Source organism: Streptomyces sp. NPDC026538, from assembly GCF_055567535.1.
The window spans coordinates 313764-335849 of sequence record NZ_JBVHQG010000012.1 but is presented as its reverse complement, the minus strand read 5'-3'; the positions used below and the strand labels follow the sequence as shown (position 1 = coordinate 335849).

20 protein-coding genes, 1 rRNA gene and 1 riboswitch are annotated in these 22086 nt (G+C 69.9%); of the genes, 14 read left to right on the top strand and 7 right to left on the bottom strand.

What is annotated here, in order from left to right:
- From rrf to ACZ4N4_RS38250, 11 genes are all read left to right on the top strand, one after another.
- Window positions 1-95 (top strand): 5S ribosomal RNA (rrf, locus tag ACZ4N4_RS38300); the annotation flags it as partial.
- A 112-nt stretch (window positions 96-207) separates the two neighbouring features.
- Window positions 208-816, top strand: coding sequence for a CDP-alcohol phosphatidyltransferase family protein (locus ACZ4N4_RS38295; protein WP_467597621.1), 609 nt, complete (start codon window positions 208-210; stop codon window positions 814-816).
- Between the two features lie 116 nt (window positions 817-932).
- Window positions 933-3428, top strand: a complete 2496-nt coding sequence (locus ACZ4N4_RS38290; RefSeq protein ID WP_453563367.1) for a sugar phosphate nucleotidyltransferase — start codon at window positions 933-935, stop codon at window positions 3426-3428.
- A 106-nt stretch (window positions 3429-3534) separates the two neighbouring features.
- Entirely contained in the window at window positions 3535-4446 is a 912-nt protein-coding gene (locus ACZ4N4_RS38285; protein WP_467597619.1) for a DUF881 domain-containing protein, read from the top strand.
- Complete coding sequence (locus ACZ4N4_RS38280; protein ID WP_046727248.1) at window positions 4443-4775, top strand: small basic family protein; 333 nt, start codon at window positions 4443-4445, stop codon at window positions 4773-4775. The genes ACZ4N4_RS38285 and ACZ4N4_RS38280 overlap by 4 nt, the downstream gene beginning before the upstream one ends.
- A gap of 5 nt (window positions 4776-4780) precedes the next feature.
- On the top strand, window positions 4781-5617 hold the full coding sequence (locus ACZ4N4_RS38275) for a DUF881 domain-containing protein (RefSeq protein ID WP_467597616.1): 837 nt from the start codon (window positions 4781-4783) through the stop codon (window positions 5615-5617).
- A gap of 190 nt (window positions 5618-5807) precedes the next feature.
- Window positions 5808-6638: an FHA domain-containing protein gene (locus ACZ4N4_RS38270; protein ID WP_450763226.1), complete on the top strand. Its 831-nt coding sequence runs from the start codon at window positions 5808-5810 to the stop codon at window positions 6636-6638.
- Between the two features lie 40 nt (window positions 6639-6678).
- Window positions 6679-7416 carry a transcriptional regulator FtsR gene (gene ftsR / locus ACZ4N4_RS38265; protein ID WP_453563376.1) on the top strand — a complete coding sequence of 246 codons (738 nt, stop codon included), beginning with the start codon at window positions 6679-6681 and terminating at the stop codon, window positions 7414-7416.
- Between the two features lie 91 nt (window positions 7417-7507).
- Window positions 7508-7981, top strand: a complete 474-nt coding sequence (locus ACZ4N4_RS38260) for a bifunctional nuclease family protein (protein WP_026253112.1) — start codon at window positions 7508-7510, stop codon at window positions 7979-7981.
- A 270-nt stretch (window positions 7982-8251) separates the two neighbouring features.
- Window positions 8252-8935 carry a MerR family transcriptional regulator gene (locus ACZ4N4_RS38255; RefSeq protein ID WP_453563378.1) on the top strand — a complete coding sequence of 228 codons (684 nt, stop codon included), beginning with the start codon at window positions 8252-8254 and terminating at the stop codon, window positions 8933-8935.
- 98 nt (window positions 8936-9033) lie between these two features.
- A complete protein-coding gene (locus ACZ4N4_RS38250) occupies window positions 9034-10371 on the top strand; it encodes a DNA polymerase IV (protein WP_467597611.1) in 1338 nt (445 codons plus the stop codon).
- Between the two features lie 165 nt (window positions 10372-10536).
- Here ACZ4N4_RS38250 and ACZ4N4_RS38245 read toward each other — a convergent pair whose 3' ends face one another.
- On the bottom strand, window positions 10537-10917 hold the full coding sequence (locus ACZ4N4_RS38245) for a PRC-barrel domain-containing protein (protein WP_450763230.1): 381 nt from the start codon (window positions 10915-10917) through the stop codon (window positions 10537-10539).
- Between the two features lie 114 nt (window positions 10918-11031).
- Window positions 11032-11126: riboswitch (glycine riboswitch) on the top strand.
- Window positions 11127-11300: 174 nt separating this feature from the next.
- On the opposite strand from ACZ4N4_RS38245, the gene gcvP reads away from it, so the two are divergent.
- Entirely contained in the window at window positions 11301-14186 is a 2886-nt protein-coding gene (gene gcvP / locus ACZ4N4_RS38240; RefSeq protein WP_467597607.1) for an aminomethyl-transferring glycine dehydrogenase, read from the top strand.
- A gap of 117 nt (window positions 14187-14303) precedes the next feature.
- Here gcvP and ACZ4N4_RS38235 read toward each other — a convergent pair whose 3' ends face one another.
- From ACZ4N4_RS38235 to modA, 3 genes are read right to left on the bottom strand one after another with little or no spacing between them, the layout of a single operon-like run.
- A complete protein-coding gene (locus tag ACZ4N4_RS38235; RefSeq protein ID WP_467597605.1) occupies window positions 14304-15536 on the bottom strand; it encodes an ABC transporter ATP-binding protein in 1233 nt (410 codons plus the stop codon).
- Window positions 15533-16381 carry a molybdate ABC transporter permease subunit gene (gene modB / locus ACZ4N4_RS38230; protein ID WP_453563390.1) on the bottom strand — a complete coding sequence of 283 codons (849 nt, stop codon included), beginning with the start codon at window positions 16379-16381 and terminating at the stop codon, window positions 15533-15535. Before modB ends, ACZ4N4_RS38235 begins: the two co-directional genes overlap by 4 nt.
- The gene (gene modA / locus ACZ4N4_RS38225) at window positions 16378-17205 is read right to left on the bottom strand and encodes a molybdate ABC transporter substrate-binding protein (protein WP_467597602.1); all 828 of its coding nucleotides are present in this window, start codon (window positions 17203-17205) and stop codon (window positions 16378-16380) included. The genes modB and modA overlap by 4 nt, the downstream gene beginning before the upstream one ends.
- Before the next feature lie 206 nt (window positions 17206-17411).
- On the opposite strand from modA, the gene ACZ4N4_RS38220 reads away from it, so the two are divergent.
- Window positions 17412-17900: a molybdopterin-dependent oxidoreductase gene (locus ACZ4N4_RS38220; protein WP_467597599.1), complete on the top strand. Its 489-nt coding sequence runs from the start codon at window positions 17412-17414 to the stop codon at window positions 17898-17900.
- Between the two features lie 125 nt (window positions 17901-18025).
- On the opposite strand, the gene ACZ4N4_RS38215 is transcribed toward ACZ4N4_RS38220, so the two are convergent.
- Window positions 18026-18421, bottom strand: coding sequence for a TOBE domain-containing protein (locus tag ACZ4N4_RS38215; protein WP_453563396.1), 396 nt, complete (start codon window positions 18419-18421; stop codon window positions 18026-18028).
- Between the two features lie 86 nt (window positions 18422-18507).
- Between ACZ4N4_RS38215 and ACZ4N4_RS38210 the strand changes: the two genes are divergently transcribed.
- Window positions 18508-19104 (top strand): DUF6461 domain-containing protein, encoded by a 597-nt coding sequence (locus tag ACZ4N4_RS38210; RefSeq protein ID WP_467597596.1) that lies wholly within the window; start codon window positions 18508-18510, stop codon window positions 19102-19104.
- Between the two features lie 12 nt (window positions 19105-19116).
- On the opposite strand, the gene ACZ4N4_RS38205 is transcribed toward ACZ4N4_RS38210, so the two are convergent.
- Window positions 19117-19638 (bottom strand): hypothetical protein, encoded by a 522-nt coding sequence (locus ACZ4N4_RS38205; RefSeq protein ID WP_467597593.1) that lies wholly within the window; start codon window positions 19636-19638, stop codon window positions 19117-19119.
- Between the two features lie 113 nt (window positions 19639-19751).
- A complete protein-coding gene (locus ACZ4N4_RS38200; RefSeq protein ID WP_467597590.1) occupies window positions 19752-21707 on the bottom strand; it encodes an APC family permease in 1956 nt (651 codons plus the stop codon).
- Window positions 21708-22086: the final 379 nt, after the last annotated feature.

Sequence of the window (22086 nt, the reverse complement as noted above, 5' to 3'; positions counted from 1 at the left end):
AAACGCCCGGTTACATTCCGAACCCGGAAGCTAAGCCTTACAGCGCCGATGGTACTGCAGGGGGGACCCTGTGGGAGAGTAGGACACCGCCGAACTCCTTTTAGAGCTCTGGCTCTTGGGCATCAAGCCCGAGAGCCAGAGCTTTTTTGCGTTGAGGTAAGGTCAGGGGGCAAAGTTGGCTCGTTTCCCATCACAGGAGGCCCCCGGGTGGAGGTCCAGGAGACCCGTGTCCAGACGAACCGGGTCCTCACCATCCCGAACATCCTCAGCATGGCGCGTCTCGTCGGCGTACCCGTCTTCCTGTGGTTGATCCTCAGGCCCGAGTTCGGCGGGCCCAAGAGCGACGGCTGGGCGCTGCTGGTGCTCGCTTTCAGCGGCATCAGTGACTACCTGGACGGCAAGCTCGCCCGGCGCTGGAACCAGATCAGCAGCCTCGGCCGGCTCCTGGACCCCGCCGCGGACCGGCTCTACATCCTGTCGACACTCGTCGGACTCACCTGGCGCGAGATCCTGCCTCTCTGGTTGACCGCCGTACTACTGCTGCGCGAACTGGTGCTGTTGGTGATGGTGGGGATCCTGCGCCGGCACGGCTATCCGCCGCCGCAGGTGAACTTCCTTGGCAAGGCCGCCACGTTCAATCTGATGTACGCGTTCCCGCTCCTGCTGCTCAGTGACGGAAGCGGCTGGCTCTCGTCACTCGCTGCAATTTTCGGATGGGCGTTCGCCGGATGGGGTACAACGCTCTATTGGTGGGCAGGAGTGCTCTACGTGGTGCAGGTCCGTCGTCTCGTTCGTGCGGACGCCACAGCCGATTGAGCTCGGCGATTGTCCGGACGTAGTGCCTCGCGATGGCCCGCGGCGGAAAAGTGCGGGACAATCTGGACGGGTGAAGTCGGCTAGACCGTCATCTTTTAGAGGAGGACGCTTCCGACATGAAGGCCGTCGTGATGGCCGGTGGTGAAGGCACACGCCTTCGCCCCATGACCTCGAGCATGCCCAAGCCGCTCCTTCCGGTGGTGAACCGCCCGATCATGGAGCATGTGCTACGGCTGCTCAAAAAGCATGGGCTCACCGAGACCGTCGTCACTGTGCAGTTCCTGGCATCGCTCGTCAAGAACTACTTCGGGGACGGCGAAGAGCTCGGTATGGAGCTCACCTATGCCAATGAGGAGAAGCCACTCGGTACCGCCGGAAGCGTCAAGAACGCCGAAGAGGCGTTGAAGGACGATGCTTTCCTCGTCATCTCCGGCGATGCGCTGACCGACTTCGACCTCACCGAACTCATCAACTTCCACAAGGCAAAGGGCGCGCTGGTCACGGTCTGCCTGACCCGTGTGCCCAATCCGCTGGAATTCGGCATCACCATCGTCGACGAAGAGGGGAAGGTCGAGCGGTTCCTTGAGAAGCCGACCTGGGGGCAGGTCTTCTCCGACACGGTGAACACGGGCATCTATGTCATGGAGCCCGAGGTATTCGACTATGTCGAGGCCGACGTTCCGGTCGACTGGTCCGGCGATGTCTTCCCGCAATTGATGAAGGAAGGCAAGCCGATCTACGGCTACATCGCCGAGGGCTACTGGGAGGACGTCGGCACCCACGAGTCGTACGTCAAGGCGCAGGCCGACGTCCTGGAGGGCAAGGTCGACGTAGACATCGACGGCTTCGAGATATCGCCGGGTGTCTGGGTGGCCGAGGGCGCCGAGGTGCACGCCGATGCCGTGCTGCGCGGACCGCTGTACATCGGTGACTACGCCAAGGTCGAGGCCGGCACGGAAATCCGCGAGCACACCGTCGTGGGATCCAACGTCGTCGTGAAGAGCGGTGCCTTCCTGCACCGGGCGGTGGTCCATGACAACGTCTACGTCGGGCAGCACAGCAATCTGCGGGGCTGTGTCGTCGGGAAGAACACCGACATCATGCGGGCCGCCCGGATCGAGGACGGAGCGGTCATCGGTGACGAGTGCCTGATCGGCGAAGAATCGATCGTGCAGGGCAACGTCCGGGTCTATCCGTTCAAGACCATCGAGGCCGGTGCGTTCGTCAACACGTCCGTGATCTGGGAGTCCCGCGGACAGGCGCATCTGTTCGGCGCCCGCGGTGTCTCCGGAATCCTGAACGTGGAGATCACGCCGGAGCTGGCCGTACGGCTGGCCGGCGCGTACGCGACCACCCTGAAGAAGGGCTCCACGGTCACCACGGCCCGAGACCACTCCCGGGGTGCCCGTGCGCTCAAGCGGGCGGTCATCTCCGCCCTCCAGGCCAGTGCCATCGACGTACGCGACCTGGAGAACGTGCCCCTGCCGGTGGCGCGGCAGCAGACCGCGCGGGGCAGCGCAGGCGGCATCATGATCCGGACCTCGCCCGGGGTGCCCGACTCCGTCGACATCATGTTCTTCGACGGGCAGGGCGCGGACCTCTCGCAGGCCAGCCAGCGCAAGCTGGACCGGATCTTCGCTCGGCAGGAATACCGGCGTGCGTTCCCCGGTGAGATCGGCGACCTGTACTTCCCGGCCAGCGTCTTCGACTCGTACACGGGTTCGTTGCTGCGGAACGTCGACACGACCGGGATCGCCGAGGCCGGCCTGAAGGTCGTCGTGGACGCCTCCAACGGCAGCGCCGGGCTCGTTCTGCCCAGCCTGCTCGGGAAGCTCGGCGTGGACTCGTTGACCGTCAACCCCGGTCTCAACGAGGCCAGGCCCACGGAGACGGCGGATCAGCGTCGGTCGGGGCTGGTGCGCCTCGGCGAGATCGTGGCGTCCTCCGGGGCCGCGTTCGGTGTGCGGTTCGACCCGGTGGGTGAGCGGCTGTCCCTGGTGGACGAGAAGGGCCGCATCATCGAGGACGACCGGGCGCTGCTGGTGATGCTCGACCTGGTCGCCGCAGAGCGGCGTAGCGGCCGTGTGGCGCTTCCGGTCACCACGACCCGGATCGCCGAGCAGGTGGCCGCGTACCACGGCACCCAGGTCGAGTGGACGACCACCTCGCCCGACGACCTCACCCGGGTGGGGCGTGAGGAAGGCACCATCTTCGGTGGTGACGGCAAGGGCGGATTCATCGTCCCCGAGTTCAGCAGCGTCTACGACGGTACGGCGGCCTTCGTGCGCCTGATCGGCCTGGTGGCGCGCACACAGCTCACTCTCAGCCAGATCGACGCCCGGATCCCGCGGGCGCATGTCCTCAAGCGGGACCTGGCGACCCCATGGGCTGTCAAGGGCCTGGTCATGCGGCGTGTCGTCGAGGCGGCCGGTGATCGGTTCGTGGACACGACCGACGGGGTGCGGGTCGTGGAGACCGACGGGCGCTGGGTGATGGTGCTGCCCGACCCGGCCGAGGCGGTCACCCATCTGTGGGCCGAGGGCCCCGACGACGCCTCCGCGCAGGCTCTGTTGGACGAATGGGCGGCGATCGTGGACAGCGCCGGACGGTAGCCGCACCGCACGCGCGCGTGCCGGACAAGTGTCCCCGAGGGGGCCTGTCCGGCACGCCGGTGGGGCCATTCGGAGGTACCGGTCGCAACGTGCGACGATGTGCGGCATGCCGCAGCAACCCCCCGTTCGGAGCAGCGCCACCCGGCCGCAGCGTCCGGACGCCTCCATGTCGTTGATCACCAACGTCATGGACCACAGCCTCGACGACGGGTACGCCGAGGCGGCGGCCCGTAAGCGGGCGCGGGGAGAGGGCGGCGGCATGCCGAAGACCCTCCGGGCCAGGCTGGGCCTCGCCGGCGGTCTGGTGCTCGCGGCCCTGGTGGTGACCGTGGGCGCGGCGCAGGCGCGGGTGACCGCCCCGGTCGTGGCCAAGGAGCGCCAGGAGCTCATCGACCGCATCGACCGTGAGACGGCGACCGCCGACAAGCTGGAGAGCAATGTCGACGAGCTGCGCGACGACGTCAGCGCCCGCCAGCGTGCGGCTCTGAAGGAGAGCGGCGGCAGCGGGCAGGCGGACCTGGTGGGCATCCTGTCGGGTGCCACCGCGGTGCACGGTCCCGGTGTGAAGCTGGCCGTGAACGACGCCAAGGAGGCCTCCTCGGGTGGCGACGGCAGCAACCCGCGGGAGACCTCCGGGTTCTCCGACACCGGCCGGGTGCGAGACCACGACATGCAGCGCGTCGTGAACGGGCTGTGGGGCTCGGGCGCCGAGGCGATCTCCATCAACGGGCAGCGGCTGACCGCCCTGTCCGCGATCAGGGCCGCGGGAGACGCGATACTGGTCGACAACAGGCCGCTGGTACCGCCGTACACGGTGCTGGCGGTGGGGGACGGGGAGAGGCTCAGCTCCAGGTTCCAGGACAGCCCCGACGGGCTGTATCTGCATGCCCTGGAGGAGAACTTCGACATCCGGGCGACGATCTCCACGGAGAGTGACGTCCGGCTGCCCGCCGCACCCAGCGTGATCGTACGTACGGCCCAGCCGTACACCGAGAAGACTGAGAAGGGCACATCGTGATCGCCGTACTTGGCCTCGTCGTGGGCGTCGTGGCCGGACTGTTGGTCCGTCCGGAGGTTCCGGCGGTCGTCGAGCCGTATCTGCCGATCGCCGTCGTCGCGGCGCTCGACGCCGTCTTCGGCGGTCTGCGGGCCATGCTCGACGGGATCTTCGACGACAAGGTCTTCGTGGTGTCGTTCCTGTCCAACGTGGTGGTGGCCGCTCTGATCGTGTTCCTGGGCGACAAGTTGGGCGTGGGCTCGCAGCTGTCCACGGGTGTCGTCGTGGTCCTCGGAATCCGCATCTTCTCCAACGCCGCGGCGATCCGCCGGCATGTCTTCCGGGCGTGAGCGGCATGAGCGAGCACGAGAAACAGCCTGAGCACCGGTTGCGCAAGGAACTGCCCGCCGAGGTGCCGGTCACGGCACCGGAGACCGGATCCGCCGCCGAGCCGAAGCCGGGGGCCGGGCCGAGCGGCCGCCGGCGGCTGGTGCAGGGGCTGTGGCCGCCGCGGGCGAGCCGGGCCCAACTGATCGTCGCGGTGCTGCTGTTCGGACTCGGATTCGGGCTCGCCGTGCAGGTGGCGTCGAACAGCGACAGTGACAGCGCGTTGCGCGGGGCCCGCCAGGAGGATCTTGTTCGCATCCTCGATGAACTGGACGACCGTACTCAGCGTCTTGAGGACGAGAGGACAGGACTCGAAAAGCAGCGTCAGGAGTTGCAGAGCAGCTCCGACCAGGCGGCGGAGGCTCGCAAGCAGACGGCCGAGAAGGAGAGGCAACTCGGCATTCTGGCGGGCACCGTGGCGGCGCAGGGTCCTGGCATCACGATGACGGTCGACGACCCGAAGGGGACGGTGCAGGCGGACATGCTGCTCGACGCGATCCAGGAGTTGCGCGCGGCCGGCGCCGAGGCGATCCAGGTCAACGGGGTGCGAGTGATCTCCGGCACCTACCTCACCGACTCCGGCAAGAGTGTGAGCGTCGACGGGAACAAGATCACCCAGCCCTACGTTTTCAAGGTGATCGGCAAGCCGCAGGACCTCGAACCGGCTCTCAACATCCCCGGAGGCGTGGTGCAGACCCTGGAGAAGGAACAGGCGACTGTGACCGTCGAACGATCGACCAAGATCGTCGTGGATGCCTTGCGACCGGCGAAGCAGCCTGACTACGCTCGGTCGTCCTCACAGTGAACCGGCGGTGCATGCGGGACGTCCGGCGAGGGCATGAGGTTGCGGGGGGTCGGCGCACCGGGAAACCGGTGTGTGGTGGAAACTGTCTGGTGGATACGGACGTTGTGTGGTTGTCCGGGTCGGCCGGTTTATTCAGTCAGGGTTCGTCCTGCCCCACGGGCGGGTCTGTTTCGGTCAAGGGGAATCGCCCGTGAAGTTGTTTTCGAAGTTGTTCGGCAAGAGCGCGCGAGAGGGCAGCGACAACGCGACCGCTCGCCATCGCGCACAGCCCGACGCGGACGGTCAGCGCCCGCTGTTCCGGGACCAGGTGGCTGGCCCGGGGGGTGACATTTCGGGAGGTCAGGGCGCGCCGTCAGTTGACCCGTCGCAGTCCGGCGGCATAGGTTTCGGGCAACCGTCAACCTCAGGTGCGGGTGGAGGGTTTACCTCCGGCCCGTACGCGTCCAACGCCCCGGCGGGGCAGCCGCGGCAGGAGGATCCGTCCATGTCGGCCCTGGTTTGTACGAGGTGCGGTAACCGCAACGCGGAGAACGCCCGCTTCTGTTCCAACTGCGGCGCTCCGCTGCGCGCGGGCGCCGTCCCCGAGCGGGCGGCGGAGACGACGTCCACGATCTCGATCTCCGGCCTGGAGGCCTACGACGCCGAGGTCACCGGCCAGACCCAGGTGCCGGCGCTCTCCCCCGAGGCGCAGGCGGCCGTCGACGCGCTGCCGCTGGGTTCGGCGCTCCTGGTCGTGCGTCGTGGCCCGAACTCGGGCAGCCGCTTCCTGCTGGACAGCGACCTGACCACGGCCGGCCGTCATCCGCAGAGCGACATCTTCCTGGACGACGTCACGGTCTCGCGCCGCCATGTGGAGTTCCGCCGCCAGCCGGACGGCTCGTTCACCGTGGCCGACGTGGGCAGCCTCAACGGCACCTACGTCAACCGGGAGCGCATCGACCAGGTCGCTCTGTCGAACGGTGACGAGGTCCAGATCGGCAAGTACCGGCTGGTCTTCTACGCGAGCCGGCACGGCATCTGACCCTCCGGAGCTCGTCCGGGGACCCCAGGGAAGAAGGTCCATGCTGCACACACCGAGCGGCGGTACCGGTCACGGCACCGCCGCCACGGAAACCGGGCTGATGAGCATCGGCACGGTACTGAACGTGCTGCGCGACGAGTTCCCCGAAGTCACCATCTCCAAGATCCGCTTCCTGGAGTCGGAGGGGCTCATCGAGCCCCGCCGGACCCCGTCCGGGTACCGCAAGTTCAGCGCCGGGGACGTGGAGCGTCTCGGACACGTCCTGAGGATGCAGCGGGACCACTACCTGCCGCTGAAGGTCATCCGGGAGTACCTGGACGCCATGGAGCGCGGCGAGGCCGTACAGCTGCCCGTGCTGGGGCGGCAGCGGGACGGCGAGGCGGTGCCGATGATGCCCGAGGCTCCCCCGGTGGCACGGATCGGCCGGGACGAGCTGCTCGCCGCCGCCGAGATCGACGAGAACTGCCTGGCGGAGTGGGAGTCGTACGGGCTGCTCGCTCCCCTGGAGGACGGCGTGTACGACGCCGAGGCGGTCACCGTGGCCGCGCTCGTGACCGAGCTGGGCAGGTTCGGGATCGAGCCGCGCCACCTGCGGGTGATGAAGGCCGCCGCCGACCGTGAGGCCGGCCTGGTGGACCAGGTGGTGGCCCCGCTCAAGCGGCACCGCAACCCGCAGACCAGGGCCCACGCCGAGGCCCGTACGAAGGAGCTGGCGGCGCTCACGGTGAAGCTGCATGCCGCACTGGTGCAGACCGCGCTCGGGGTGCGGCTGCCGTGACCATCGTGACAGGACCCGGGCGGAGGCCGGATCGGGCGCGCGTTCCGGGCCCGACTACCCAAACGTCCCGGGCACGGCCTAGGGTTGCTGTGTGAACGAGCTCGATGTCGTAGGTGTCCGGGTGGAAATGCCCTCCAACCAACCGATCGTGCTCCTGCGCGAAGTGGGAGGCGACCGTTACCTCCCCATCTGGATCGGGCCGGGGGAGGCGACGGCGATCGCGTTCGCCCAGCAGGGCATGGCCCCCGCGCGACCGCTGACCCACGACCTGTTCAAGGACGTGCTGGAGGCCGTCGGGCAGGAGCTCACCGAAGTACGCATCACCGACCTGCGTGAGGGCGTCTTCTACGCGGAGCTGGTGTTCGCCAGCGGCGTCGAGGTGAGCGCCCGTCCGTCCGACGCCATAGCGCTGGCGCTGCGCACCGGGACGCCCATCTACGGGAGCGACACGGTGCTGGACGACGCCGGCATCGCGATCCCGGACGAGCAGGAGGACGAGGTGGAGAAGTTCCGCGAGTTCCTCGACCAGATCTCGCCCGAGGACTTCGGCACCAGTAGCCAGTGAGAGACCGAAGCGGCCCGTCAGGCGCCCACCAGAGGGCGGTGGCGGGCCGGTTCACTGCTGGTCACGGTCGAAACTCATGGGCAATTGCCAGCGGCCACTGAGAGCGTCCTACGCCTTCCCGCCAGAGCATTCGGCTAGCCTTTCCCCGCGGTGGGGCACGGGAAACCACTCCTAGGGTGATTATCACTCGGCGTGCCGAGTGTGGCGATCGTTGACGCACCCCTGGTGACTGCCTACCGTCGAGAAGGCAGGTCAAGGACGGAGGTCGGCGTGAGAAGCAGCGGCGACGGTATGGCTGGGGGTGCCCCGGGACGCGGTCTCGGGGAGAGCGGTCCGTACCCTCACTCGAGCTCTCGACTTCGTTCGAGTTGGGGGGACCCCCAGCACGGCAGCACTGCCGGTCACGCTCCGCAGCGGCCGACGGCAGTGCCGAGCGGCGGAGGGGCGGCGTCCATGACGACCGAGGAGATCGGCTACCGGGGGCCCACGGCCTGTGCGGCGGCCGGCATCACCTACCGGCAACTCGACTACTGGGCCCGCACCGGCCTGGTCGAGCCCAGCGTGCGGGCCGCCTACGGGTCGGGCACCCAGCGCCTGTACAGCTTCAGGGACGTCGTCGTCCTGAAGATCGTCAAGCGGTTCCTGGACACCGGGGTCTCCCTCCAGAACATCCGCACCGCCGTCCAGCACCTGAGAGAACGCGGTTTCCGCGACCTGGAGCGCATGACCCTCATGAGCGACGGCGCCACGGTCTACGAGTGCACCTCGCCCGACGAGGTCCACGCGCTGCTCCAGGGCGGTCAGGGCATCTTCGGGATCGCGGTCGGCGTGGTCTGGCGGGACGTGGAGAGCGCGCTCTCCCAGCTGCACGGCGAGCGCGTCGACACCGGCGAGACCCTGATCGGGCCCAACCCCGCCGACGAACTGGCCCGACGCCGCAACAAGGCGGTCTGAGGTCCCGGCCCGACCTCCCTCGAATCTCCTGAGCCCACTGACAATGCCCCGGCACGCGTGCCGGGGCATTGTCAGTGGTGTGGTGCAGCATCGGAGATGTGAGAAACGCGCCCACGATCCTGCATCTCGACATGGATGCCTTCTACGCCTCGGTGGAGCAGGCATCCAAGCCGAGTCTGCGCGGGAAGGCCGTGGTCGTGGGCGGGCTCGGACCACGCGGTGTGGTGGCCACCGCGTCGTACGAGGCCAGGGTGTTCGGGGTGCACTCGGCGATGCCGATGGCACAGGCGCGCAGGCTGGCGCCGAACGCCGCGTATCTCGTGCCGCGCTTCGGGCTGTACCGGTCGATCAGCGAGCAGGTGATGGCGCTGCTGCACGAGCTGTCGCCGCTGGTGGAGCCACTGAGCCTGGACGAGGCGTTCGTGGACCTGGAGGCGGGTGAGGTGGCCTGGGACGACCGGTCGGCGCGGCTGGTGGGGGAGAAGCTGCGCGCGGACATACGGAGCGCCACGGGGCTCTCCGGGTCGGTCGGGCTTGCCGCCTCCAAGATGCTCGCGAAGATCGCCTCCGAGCAGGCCAAGCCGGACGGGCTGGTGCTGATCGAACCGGGCACGGAGCGGGCGATGCTCGGGCCGATGCCGGTGCGGACCCTGCCGGGCGTGGGGCCGGCGACCGGGGACCATCTGCGGCGGGCCGGGATCACCACGGTCGACGAGATCGCCGAGGCGGGGGAGGACGAGCTGGTACGGCTGCTCGGCAAGGCCCACGGGCACGCGCTGTACGCGATGGCGCTCGCGCACGACGAACGGCCCGTGGTCGCCGAGCGGGGGGCCAAGTCGGTCTCCGTCGAGGACACCTATGACGTGGACATCCATGACCGGATGCGGGTGGGGATGGAGGTGCAGCGGCTGGCCGACCGGTGCGTGCGCAGACTGCGGGCGGCCGGGCTGTCGGGGCGGACCATCGTGCTGAAGGTACGGCGCTACGACTTCTCGACGCTCACCCGGTCGGAGACGCTCAGGGGGCCGACCGACGATCCGGCGGTGGTGCGGGAGGCGGCCGCGCGGCTGCTGGACTCGGTGGACACGACGGGGGGTGTGCGGTTGCTGGGTGTGGGTGTGTCGGGGCTTGCCGACTACACCCAGGAGGATCTGTTCGCGCAGGCGGCGGGGGAGGCGGCGGAGATCCTTGCGGAGGAGGACGCGGCCGAGCCGGTCGCCGAGCAGGTGGTGGTGGCCGCCGAGCGGAGATGGCCCGCGGGGCATGACGTCCGGCATGCCGAGTACGGACACGGATGGGTGCAGGGGAGCGGGCTGGGGAGGGTGACAGTGCGGTTCGAGACGCCCGGGGCGGTGGAGCCGGGGAGAGTGCGGACCTTTCGGGTGAACGACCCTGAGCTGGAGCCGGTGGATCCGTTGCCGCTGGTGCCGGGGTGACGGCCGACGGTGTGTGCGGGGGTGACGGCCGACGGTGTGTGCGGGCCGGTGGGGGCTTGCTGATCGCGCAGTTCTCCGCGCCCCTGACGGGCCGCCGAGGCCGCCGCTCCTTCTCGGCAGCGGCACCCTGCCGACGCCCGTGAGTGACCCCACCGCGACCCACGGTCAGGTGCCCGTGTCCTCCGTCCCCGCCAGTTTGCCGAAGTCGTGGTCAGGGTGGTCGGGGGGTGGGGCGGTCGTGTCCAGGCCGTAGTGGTGATAGAGCTGGAGTTCCTGCTCAGGGGAGAGATGGCGGCCTACCCCGAAGTCGGGGGCGTCCTTGATCAGGGTGCGCTCGAAGGGGACCTGGAGGGTGCCCTCGACCAGCTCACTCGGCTCCAGGGGCACGAACGCGTCCCGGGAGAACAGGCCGGTGCGTATGGCCGCCCACTCCGGCACCCCGGTCGCGTCGTCGAGGTAGACCTCGTCGATCGTGCCGATCTTCGTGCCGTTGCGGTCGAACGCCTTGCGGCCGATCAGGTTGCGCGGATCGATGTCGGTCTGCACGGGCCCTCCACTTGGTCGCAACTCATCCGTAAGCACTACAAAAGAGCACATTGAAGGAGGCGGCCACTCGAAGACCCGTGCGTTGCCCTCGCTGGTAGGCTGGCAAGCGGCTGCTGACCCCGTGCGGGAGAGTCCTCCGGACAGACCGGAGGCGCCGAAGGAGCAAATCCTCCCCGGAATCTCTCAGGCTCACGTACCGCACGGACGAGGTCACTCTGGAAAGCAGGGCGGGCGTCCACGGCGTCCGCTCTCACCGACGGTGAAAGCCGGATCCCCTGGGCATCCGGCGAAGCTCTCAGGTTGAGATGACAGAGGGGGAGGCCGTCGGGGTGCCCGTGCCGGGGTACCCCTCGAAGGTCGCGTCAGACCAGGAGGCCTCCGCAATGACCGCCCAGCGTGTTCCGCTCTCCGAGCTAGAGCAGGGAATCCCCTTCGAGCAGCGCCATATCGGGCCCGACCACGAGGCCCGGGCCAAGATGCTCGCCCAGGTCGGGTACGGCTCGCTCGACGAGCTGACCGCCGCCGCCGTGCCGGACGTCATCAAGAACGCCGACGCCCTGGAACTGCCGGGCGCGCGCACCGAGGCCGAGGTGCTGGCCGAGCTGCGGTCGCTGGCCGACCGGAACCAGGTGCTCGACTCGATGATCGGACTGGGCTACTACGGCACCTTCACGCCGCCCGTCATCCTGCGCAACGTGATGGAGAACCCCGCCTGGTACACGGCCTACACCCCGTACCAGCCGGAGATCTCCCAGGGCCGGCTGGAAGCGCTGCTGAACTTCCAGACCGTGGTCGCCGACCTCACCGGACTGCCCACCTCCGGTGCCTCGCTGCTCGACGAGGGCACCGCCGCCGCCGAGGCCGTGGCCCTGTCGCTCCGCATGGGCAAGAACAAGAAGGGTGTCTTCGTCATCGACGCGGACGCCCTGCCGCAGACCATCGCCGTGATCCAGACCCGGGCCGAGCCGACGGGGGTCGAGGTCGTCGTCGCGGACCTCAGCGACGGCATCCCGGCCGACCTCGCCGCGCGCGAGATCAACGGCGTGCTCGTCCAGTACCCCGGCGCCTCCGGTGCCGTACGCGACATCAAGCCGCTCGTCGACCAGGCGCACGAGCTGGGCGCGCTGGTCACCGTCGCCGCGGACCTGCTCGCGCTGACCCTGCTGACCTCGCCGGGCGAGCTGGGCGCCGACATCGCCGTCGGTACGACCCAGCGGTTCGGTGTGCCGATGGGCTTCGGCGGGCCGCACGCGGGCTACATGGCGGTACGCGAGAAGTTCGCGCGCAGCCTGCCCGGCCGGCTCGTGGGCGTGTCCGTGGACGCCGACGGGCACCGGGCCTACCGGCTCGCGCTGCAGACGCGCGAACAGCACATCCGCCGGGAGAAGGCCACCAGCAACATCTGCACCGCACAGGTGCTGCTCGCCGTGATGGCCGGCATGTACGCCGTCTACCACGGACCCGAGGGGCTGCGGGCCATCGCCCAGCGGACCCACCGCTACGCCACGATCCTGGCCGCGGGGCTCACCGCCGGCGGGGTCGAGGTCGTGCACGGCGCCTACTTCGACACCCTCACCGCGCGAGTGCCCGGCAAGGCCGCCGAGGTCGTCGCGGCCGCCCGGCGGAGCGGTGTCAACCTGCGGCTCGTGGACACCGACCACGTCTCCATGGCCTGCGACGAGACCACCACGCGGGCCCAGCTGGGTGCCGTGTGGACGGCGTTCGGGGTCGAGGGCGACGTCGAGGCGCTGGACGCGGTCGCCGCGGACACGCTGCCCGAGGCGCTGCTGCGCGAGGACGGCTACCTGGGCCACCCCGTCTTCCACGACCACCGGTCCGAGACCGCGATGCTGCGCTACCTGCGCCGGCTCGCCGACCGGGACTACGCGCTGGACCGGGGCATGATCCCGCTGGGCTCCTGCACCATGAAGCTCAACGCGACCACCGAGATGGAGCCGGTCACCTGGCCCGAGTTCGGCCAGCTGCACCCCTTCGCGCCCGCCGAGCAGGCGCAGGGCTATCTGACGCTCATCCGTGAGCTGGAGGAGCGGCTCGCCGAGGTCACGGGCTACGACAAGGTGTCGCTCCAGCCCAACGCCGGGTCGCAGGGCGAACTGGCCGGGCTGCTCGCCGTACGCGCCTACCACCGCGCCAACGGCGACGAGCAGCGCACCGTCTGCCTGATCCCCTCCTCCGCGCACGGCACCAACGCCGCCAGCGCCGTCATGGCCGGGATGAAGGTCGTCGTCGTGAAGACCGCCGAGGACGGCGAGATCGACGTCGAGGACCTGCGGGCGAAGATCGAGCAGCACCGCGAACAGCTCGCCGTGCTGATGATCACGTACCCGTCCACGCACGGCGTGTTCGAGGAGCATGTCGCGGACATCTGCGGTCAGGTCCACGAGGCCGGCGGCCAGGTGTACGTCGACGGCGCCAACCTCAACGCCCTGGTCGGGGTCGCCAAGCCGGGGCACTTCGGCGGCGACGTCTCGCACCTGAACCTGCACAAGACGTTCTGCATCCCGCACGGCGGCGGCGGTCCGGGTGTCGGTCCGGTGGCCGTCCGGGCTCACCTCGCGCCGTACCTGCCGAACCACCCGCTCCAGCCGGCCGCCGGCCCGGCGACCGGTGTCGGACCGATCTCGGCCGCGCCGTGGGGCTCCGCGGGGATCCTGCCGATCTCGTGGGCGTACGTCCGCCTGATGGGTGGCGAGGGGCTGAAGCGCGCCACCCAGGTGGCCGTGCTCAGCGCCAACTACGTCGCCAAGCGGCTGGAGCCGCACTACCCCGTGCTCTACACCGGCCCCGGCGGGCTGGTCGCCCACGAGTGCATCATCGACCTGCGGCCGCTGACCAAGGCGACCGGGGTGAGCGTCGACGACGTCGCCAAGCGGCTCATCGACTACGGGTTCCACGCGCCGACGATGTCCTTCCCGGTGGCCGGCACGCTGATGATCGAGCCGACCGAGTCCGAGGACCTCGGTGAGCTGGACCGGTTCTGCGAGGCGATGATCGCCATCCGGGCGGAGATCGAAAAGGTCGGGGCGGGGGAGTGGCCGGCCGAGGACAACCCGCTGCGGGGTGCCCCGCACACGGCCGCCGCGCTCGGCGGGGAGTGGGAGCACGCGTACTCGCGTGCGGAGGCGGTCTTCCCGGCCGGGGTGTCCGCCGCCGACAAGTACTGGCCGCCGGTGCGCCGGATCGACCAGGCCTTCGGTGACCGGAACCTGGTGTGCTCCTGCCCGCCGCTGGACGCGTACGAGGACTGATCCGCCGCAGTACGGATGTGAGTGGCAGAGGCCCCGCTTCGGCGGGGCCTCTCGCGTGTGGCCTCTCGCGTGTGGCCTCCCGTGTGGTCTCTGGTGTGTGGTCTCTGGTGTGTGGCTTTACGCCGGGTACGCGTGGGTCTGTGTCGCCTTCACCGTCGCCCAGACCGGGGTGCCCGGGTGCAGGTCCAGTTCGGCGGCGGAGACCGTGGTGAGGTCGGCGGCGAGGGGAAGTTCGCCGGTCAGGTCGGCGCGGATCCGGTCGCCGTGGATCTCCAGGCCGGCGACCTCGCAGCGCCACAGGTTGCGGGCGCTGGTGCCGGTGGGGCGGTCCCGGAAGAGGGTGACGGCGCTCGGCGGGAACGCGACGAACACGTCGCCGGAGAGGTCCTCCGTGGTGGCGACGGCGGGGCCGGTGTCCAGCCTGACCACGTGGTCCCCTGCCTCGGCCCGGCCGCGGTAGAGGTTGAGGCCGACCAGGTGGGCGATGTAGTCGGTGCGCGGGTGGCGGGCGATGTCGGCGGGGGTGCCCTGCTGGACGATCCTGCCGTGCTCGATGACGATCAGGCGGTCGGCCAGCACCATGGCGTCCAGCGGGTCGTGCGTGACCAGTACGGCCACGGCCTCGAACTCGGCGAGGTGGCGGCGGAGTTGGGAACGTACGTCCAGGCGGGTGCGGGCGTCCAGGGCGGCGAGGGGTTCGTCCAGAAGCAGCAGGCGGGGGTGGGTGGCCAGGGCGCGGGCCAGTGCGACGCGCTGGGCCTGGCCGCCGGAGAGACGGCGGGGTTTGGCGCCGGTGTGGTCCGCGAGGCCCATGCGGTCCAGCCAGGCGGCTGCCTGGGCGCGGGCCTCGGCCTTTGTCGCGCCGTGGCAGCGGGGGCCGAAGGCGACATTGTCGAGGGCCGTGAGGTGGGGGAAGAGGAGGTAGTCCTGGAAGACGACGCCCACCGGGCGGGATTCGGGGGGCGTACGGTCCAGCTCCGTGCCGTCCAGTCGGAGATGGCCGGCGCTGAGGGGGGCGAGGCCGGCCAGGGCCCGGAGGGCGGTGGTCTTGCCGGCGCCGTTGGGGCCGAGGAGGGCGACGACCTCGCCGGGGGCGGCCGTGAGGGCGATGTCCAGGTGGAAGGCGGGACGGGTGACGACGAGGTGGGCGTCGAGGCCGTCCGTGCGGTGCGGGTGCGGGTGCGGGCGCGGGTGCGTGGGGGCCGCCCGGCCTCCGGCCGGGTTGTTTTTCCCACCCGCACCACCCGTGCGGGTATCGGTGTCAGGTGCGGGCGGCCCCTGCGGGGGCTGTGCGCCGTCGGCGGCCGCGGGTGGTGTGTGGGATCGCCGCGCGGGATCGTGGTGGGTCATGAGGCGGTCATCCAGCGGTCGCGGAGGCCTGCCAGTACGGCGATCGAGACGGTCAGCAGGACCAGGCTGAGGGCGATCGCCGCGTCGGGGTCGTTCTGGAGGGCCAGGTAGACCGCGAGCGGCATGGTCTGGGTGCGGCCCGGGAAGTTGCCGGCGAAAGTGATCGTCGCGCCGAACTCGCCGAGCGCGCGGGCCCAGGCCAGTACCGAGCCGGCCGCGATGCCCGGGGCGATGAGGGGGAGCGTGACCCTGCGGAACGCCGTGAAACGGGAGGCGCCCAGGGTCGTCGCCGCCTCCTCGTAGCGCGGGTCGGCGGCGCGCAGCGTGCCCTCGACGCTGATCACCAGGAAGGGCATGGCCACGAAGGACTCGGCGATCACCACCGCGGTCGTCGTGAACGGGAGCGTGATCCCGAACCAGGAGTCAAGCCACTGCCCGACCACCCCGTTGCGGCCCAGGGCGAGGAGCAGGGCCACACCGCCGACCACCGGGGGGAGGACCAGCGGGAGTGTCACCAGTGCTCGTACCAGGCCCCGGCCGGGGAACTCCGTGCGGGCCAGCAGCCAGGCCAGCGGAACGCCGAGGACCAGGCTCACGGCCGTCGCCGCGGTCGCGCTGAGCAGCGAGAGCTGGAGGGCCTGCCACACCTCCGTGCTGGTCAGCAGCGACGGGAGGCTGCCCCACGGGGCGCGCAGGAGCAAGGCGACCAGAGGAAGGAGGAGGAAGGCCAGGGCTACCGCTCCGGGGAGGAGGAGCGGTAGCGGCACGGTGGACCGGACGCGCCGGCGCCGTGGGCCGCCCGGGACGGCGACGGACCCGGCGTCCGGCTCGTCGACCTTCGTCACGGCTTGAGGAATCCGGCCTGGTTCAGGACCTGCTGGCCCTCGGCGGACTGCACCAGTGCGATGAACGCCTTGGCCAGCGCCGGGTTCGGGGCGTTCTTCAGCAGGGCGATCGGGTAGTCATTGATGGCGTCGGCGGACTCGGGGAACTCCACGCCCTGCACCTTGTCACCCGCGGCCTTCACATCGGTCTTGTAGACGACCGCGGCGTCGGCCTCCTTGAGCACCACCTTGTTGAGGGCGGACTTCACGTCCTCCTCGTAGGAGACCGGGGTCAGCTTGAGCTTGCCGGCGTCCAGGGCCTTCTGCGCGGCGGCGCCGCACGGCACCGTCTTGTCGCAGAGGACCACCTTCAACGAGGACTTGGTGAGGTCCTTGAGCGAGGCGACCTTGTCGGGGTTGCCCGGCAGGGTGGCGATCTCCAACTGGTTGCGGACGAAGGTGGCCGGCGTGGTGGCGGTGTCCTTCTTGTCCGTCACGATCGCCATCGTCTTGGGGCTGGCGGCGGCGAAGACGTCGGCGGGGGCGCCGCTGGTGATCTGCGCGGCGAGGGTGTCACTGCCACCGAAGCTGAAGTTGACCTTCGTCCCCGGGTGGGACTTCTCGAAATCCGCCTTCAGCGTCGTGAAGCTCTCCTTGAGGGAGGCCGCCGCGAACACGGTGATCGAGCCCGACAGCTTGGGCGACGCCGAGGACGAGGTGTCCGACTGCGGTTTCGCGGACGAGTCGTCGTCCGAGGAGGAGCAGGCGCTCAGGGCCAGCAGGGCCGCGACCGCGGTACCGGCCACCTGAAGCGTCCGCCGGGTCCGGCGCGCGGAACGGGTCATCACGAGTGAACTCCTCTGGATCCAGATGAAAAGCTGTCGCGCCCTGTCGCGACCCGTCCATCGGCCGCCACGCGATGATACTGCCGCACTTGCCAGGCGTAAGTCTTCTGTCACATCGCATGAGCTGCACACTTATGACTTGAGCCTGGCATGTGCGTTTGTACGGAGGTGCGCCGCGGGTACCGTCATCCAGGAGGAGGCCGCACATGACGCTCGCCGAACTCGACCTCACCGGGGACCTGGCACGGCCGGCCCGGCTCACCGTGTCCGACCTCCTGCGCTGGCCCCAGCACCGGGTGCGGGTCAGCTTCGACTGCGCCACCAGCGGCGTGCAGCGCCACGGCTTCACCGGACCCCTGCTGTATGACGTCCTCAGCGACGCGGGCCCCGGTTTCGACCCCGCCCGGCGCAAGGACCGCCTGCGCTTCCTCATCGCGGTCACCGGCGCCGACGGACACCACGCGCTGCTCTCCTGGGCGGAGATCGACCCGGATTTCGGCCACGCCCCCGTCCTGCTCGCCGTCGCCATCGACGACACCCCGCTGGACCTGGCGGGCCCGCAACTGGTCCTGCCTCAGGACCGCTGCGGAGCCCGGCACATCAGCGGCATCAGGGCGATCCGGGTGGACGGGGCGTACGGCGGCCGGCGTCCAGCGCCCGCCACACCCGGCCGCGCGTCAGCGGCAACTCCGTGAACCGCACACCGGTCGCGTCCCGCAGGGCGCTGGCCAGCGCCGGGGCGACCGGGTTGAACGGGCTCTCGCTCATCGACTTGGCGCCCAGCGGGGTCCGCGTACTGCGGGAGCCGGTAGAGACGGGGTCAGACGCGGTCGATGTGCACGTTCGTCGACTTCACCCGGGCGGTGGCCTCCATGCCCACCTCCAGGCCCAGTTCCTCGACGGCCTCGCGGGTCAGCAGGGAGACCAGGCGGTGCGGTCCGGCCTGGATCTCGACCTGGGCGGCGACGTCACCGAGCTTGATCGCGGTGACGATGCCGGGGAAGGCGTTGCGGACCGAGGTGTAGGAGGCGCCCTCCTCGACGGTGCCGGCCCTGGCCAGTTCGACGGAGAAGGCGGCGAGGTCCTTGCCGTCGATGAGCCGCCGGCCGCCCTCGTCGCGATGGGTGGTCACCCGGCCGGCGTCGGCCCAGCGGCGGGCGGTGTCCGGGCTGACGCCGAGCAGCCGCGCCGCCTGGCCGATCGTGTAGGACTGCATGGGGTCACGATAGGGCCGGTCGGCGGGCCCGCGGACCCGGCATCCATCGGTCGGGGATGTCGGTCGGATGTGGCAGCATCCGGCGCATGACGACCACAGGAGCAAGCCGGGGCCTGGACCTGTTCCGGTACCAGGACATCCCGATCTACACGCTCACCTTCGTGCGGGACGTGGCCCCCGAGGAACTGCTGACCCGGATGGGAGTCGACCCCGGGACCCTCGCGCTGCGCGGTGCCGCCGTCGATCTCTCGGACGACCTCGGTGACGACCTCTACGACGGGGACGAACCGGTCGTCATGACCGGTGTCGACGGCCCCTGGACGTGGGCCTGGGAGCTGGGCGGCCTGCACGGGCTCGACGAGGGGATCCTCGGTACCGTCTCGGCGGGGACCGAGGCCGTCGTGGTCCACTACAACGAGAAGCCGATGCACTGGTTCAAGTACGCGGTCGGCGGCGACGTCCTCGTGGACTTCCACACCCTCCACGCGATCGACCCGATCGGATACGACCCGGCACGGCTCGACGACACCATGCGGCCGCTGGGGCTGGTCCGCGGCGAGATGGCGCCGCCGCACAGTGTCCTGGCGCTCCTGGAGAACGCGTTCGGCATCGGCCTGACCGACCCCGCCACCGCCGGCGGTGAGCGCTGGAGCGGCAGGCTGCGCGCCCTGCCCAAGGAGTGAACGGCGCGGCGCTCAGGTCAGGCCGGATGCCCTGAGGACCGCGAGCGCGTTGGTGTCGTCGATCTGCCGGCCGAGCTGGGTGAGCACCTCGGCGCCCCGGCGCAGGGTGCCGCGGGCCAGGGAGCGGCGGACGCCGGTGTCCAGTTCGTGCCAGAGCAGCGGATTCGCGTGCAGGACGTTCGGGTCGAGTTCCAGCCGGTTGCCGGCGGTGTCACGGAGCACCAGATGGGCGCAGACGTCACCGTACCGGCCGACGTAGACGAGGGAGTCGGTACGGACGGTACGCCGGCGCAGGGGCCCGCGGACGGCCAGCCAGCCGGGGCCTGCCGTGACCCGGGCCGGCAGCAGCATGACGAGGATGGCCGCCGACAGGGTGACCCAGAGCAGGGCGCGGACCGGGGTGAGGGTGCCGGCGTCCCAGTCCACCGCTAGCGTCAGGCCGCCGAAGCCCAGGGTACAGCCGACGGCCAGCCGTGCGCTGCCGCGCCAGGTGCGGTCGCCGGCTGCCCGGCCCCTGCGTCCTCTGTCCTCCATGAGGCCGACGCTAGGGGCCGGTGGCGGCTCGGGGATGGCTGCTGACGGGGTTCTTATGCGGACCGAGCGGTTATTGACGGGATTCTTACGACCGGGTCGTTTCGGGTGGGCGGTCAGCCCGTGTGGACGCGCGGTCGGCGGGAGCGGTCCGGCTCCGCCTCACGCAGTACCTCCCGGGTGACCGGGGCGACCTCGCCCTGGCCGAAGAGGAAGAAGCGCAGGAAGTTGGCGAACGGGTTGCCCTCGGTCCACTCGAAGTAGATGTGCGGGATGCAGCCGGTGTCGTCACGGACGTGCAGCAGCAGCGCGGCCAGCGCGTTGGGGATGGAGGCCGACTCCAGGGTCAGGACGCGGTAGCGGTTGTGCAGCACCTCGCCGCGCACGGTCAGGCCCGCCTCGAACTCGGAGGGGTCGGTGACCGTGACCTCGACGAAGACGAAGTCCTCCTGCTCGGGCATGTCGTTGTCGGCCCGGATCTGCTCGATCTTGTCGCGGTACTCGGCCTTGTCGCGCCGGTCCGGCTCATTGGCGATGAACCGCATCCTGCGGCTCGCCATGTCCCGGATGAACCGTTCCGCCATCGGGTCGAGGCTCACGCTCGTCACGCGCAGTTCGAAGGCGCGGGCGAGGCGGGAGAGCAGCGATACGAGGATGATGCCGACGATGAAGCAGGCACCGATCTTCACACCGTCGGGCCGCTCGATGACGTTCACGACGGTCGTATAGAGGAACACCGCCGAGATGACCCCGAACCCGATCGTCCACTTGCGCTGCCCGGCCTTGCGGGCGGCGATGGTCACCGCGACGGCGGCGGAGCTGATCAGCACCAGCACACCGGTGGCGTAGGCGCCGCCCTGCGCGTCGACGTCCGCGTCGAAGATCCAGGTGACCAGGAAGGCGATCAGGGTGAAGACGATGACCATCGGGCGCACCGCGCGGGCCCAGTGCGGGGCCATGCCGTAGCGGGGCAGGTAGCGCGGCATCAGGTTGAGCAGGCCGGCCATCGCGGAGGCGCCGGCGAACCACAGGATGCAGATGGTCGAGACGTCGTACACGGTGCCGAAGGCGTTGCCGAGGTACTCGTGTGCCAGATAGGCCAGCGCACGGCCGTTGGCGTCGCCGCCGGACTTGAACTCCTGCTCCGGGATCAGCAGCGTGGTGATGAAGCTGGTCGCGATCAGGAAGCAGCTCATGATCAGGGCGGCCGTGGTGAGCAGCTTCCTGGTGTCCCGGATCCGGCCGGTGGGCCGCTCCTCGGTGTCGCCCGGGTCGCCCTGGACGTGCGGCATGACCGCGACGCCGGTCTCGAAGCCGGAGAGGCCCAGCGCCAGCTTGGGGAAGACGATCAGGGCCACGCCGATCATGACGAAGACGTTGCCGTGTTCCGTGGTGAGGGCGCTGGTCCAGTCGGTGATGACGTGCTCGGCGGTGATGACGTGGTAGATGCCGACGATCACGACGACGACGTTCAGCGCGAGGTAGATGCCGACGAGGGCTACCGCGACGCCGATGGCCTCCAGGAAGCCCTTGAGGAAGACCGCGCCCAGCAGCGCCACCAGGATCAGCGTGATGATCATCTGCTTGCCCTGCAGGGCGGCGGTCAGATGCGGGTTTTCGACCAGGTGGGTGGAGGCGTCGGCGGCCGACAGGGTGATGGTGATGAGGAAGTCGGTGGCGGCGAAGCCCAGCAGGGTGAGCACGAAGAGCTTGCCCTGCCAGAAGGAGAGCAGCCGCTCCAGCATGGCGATGGAGCCCTCGCCGTGCGGGCTCTCCGCGGCGACGCGCCGGTAGACCGGCAGGGCGCCGGCCAGGGTGACGATGACCAGCACGATGGTCGCGATCGGCGACAGCAGGCCGGCCGCGAGGGCCGCGATGCCGGGCTGGTAGCCGAGGGTCGAGAAGTAGTCCACACCGGTCAGGCACATCACCCGCCACCAGCGCTGGCCCTTGTGCGCGGGCTCCGGCTGCGCGTGGGGCCCGGTGTGGCCGCCGCTCTTGCCCATGTCGGACAGCCCCTCCAGCATCCAGGCGCGCAGGCGACTGGGAGGGGGGTGTTCGGTCGTGGCCATCGGTCGGGCTCCTGGTGTCCGGCGCGCTGAATGCGGGGCAGTTCGATTCCGGCCATCACGCGGACGGCGGCACCAGCGTATGCAGAGAGTGACGCGTGGGCCCACGGATCGGCGGGTGCTGGGCGTCAAGCTTGCGTTAAGAATCGCCAGGCAGGGGGTGGTGCGGCATCAAGAAGAGGGGGCCTGTAGGCCAGAGCAAGGCGTTCGGCTGTACGGGGGTCGACGGGTGGGTGCGGGGGGCCGGACACCGAGCGTTATCCCGTTGGAGTGGGGGAGGGGCCTGATGCACGGAGGCCGGGGACAGGGGCTTTTCCCTGTCCCCGGCCGTACCGGCAGCGGCGCTAGCCCTGGCCGGCCTTCTTCCTGCGACGGGCCCTCT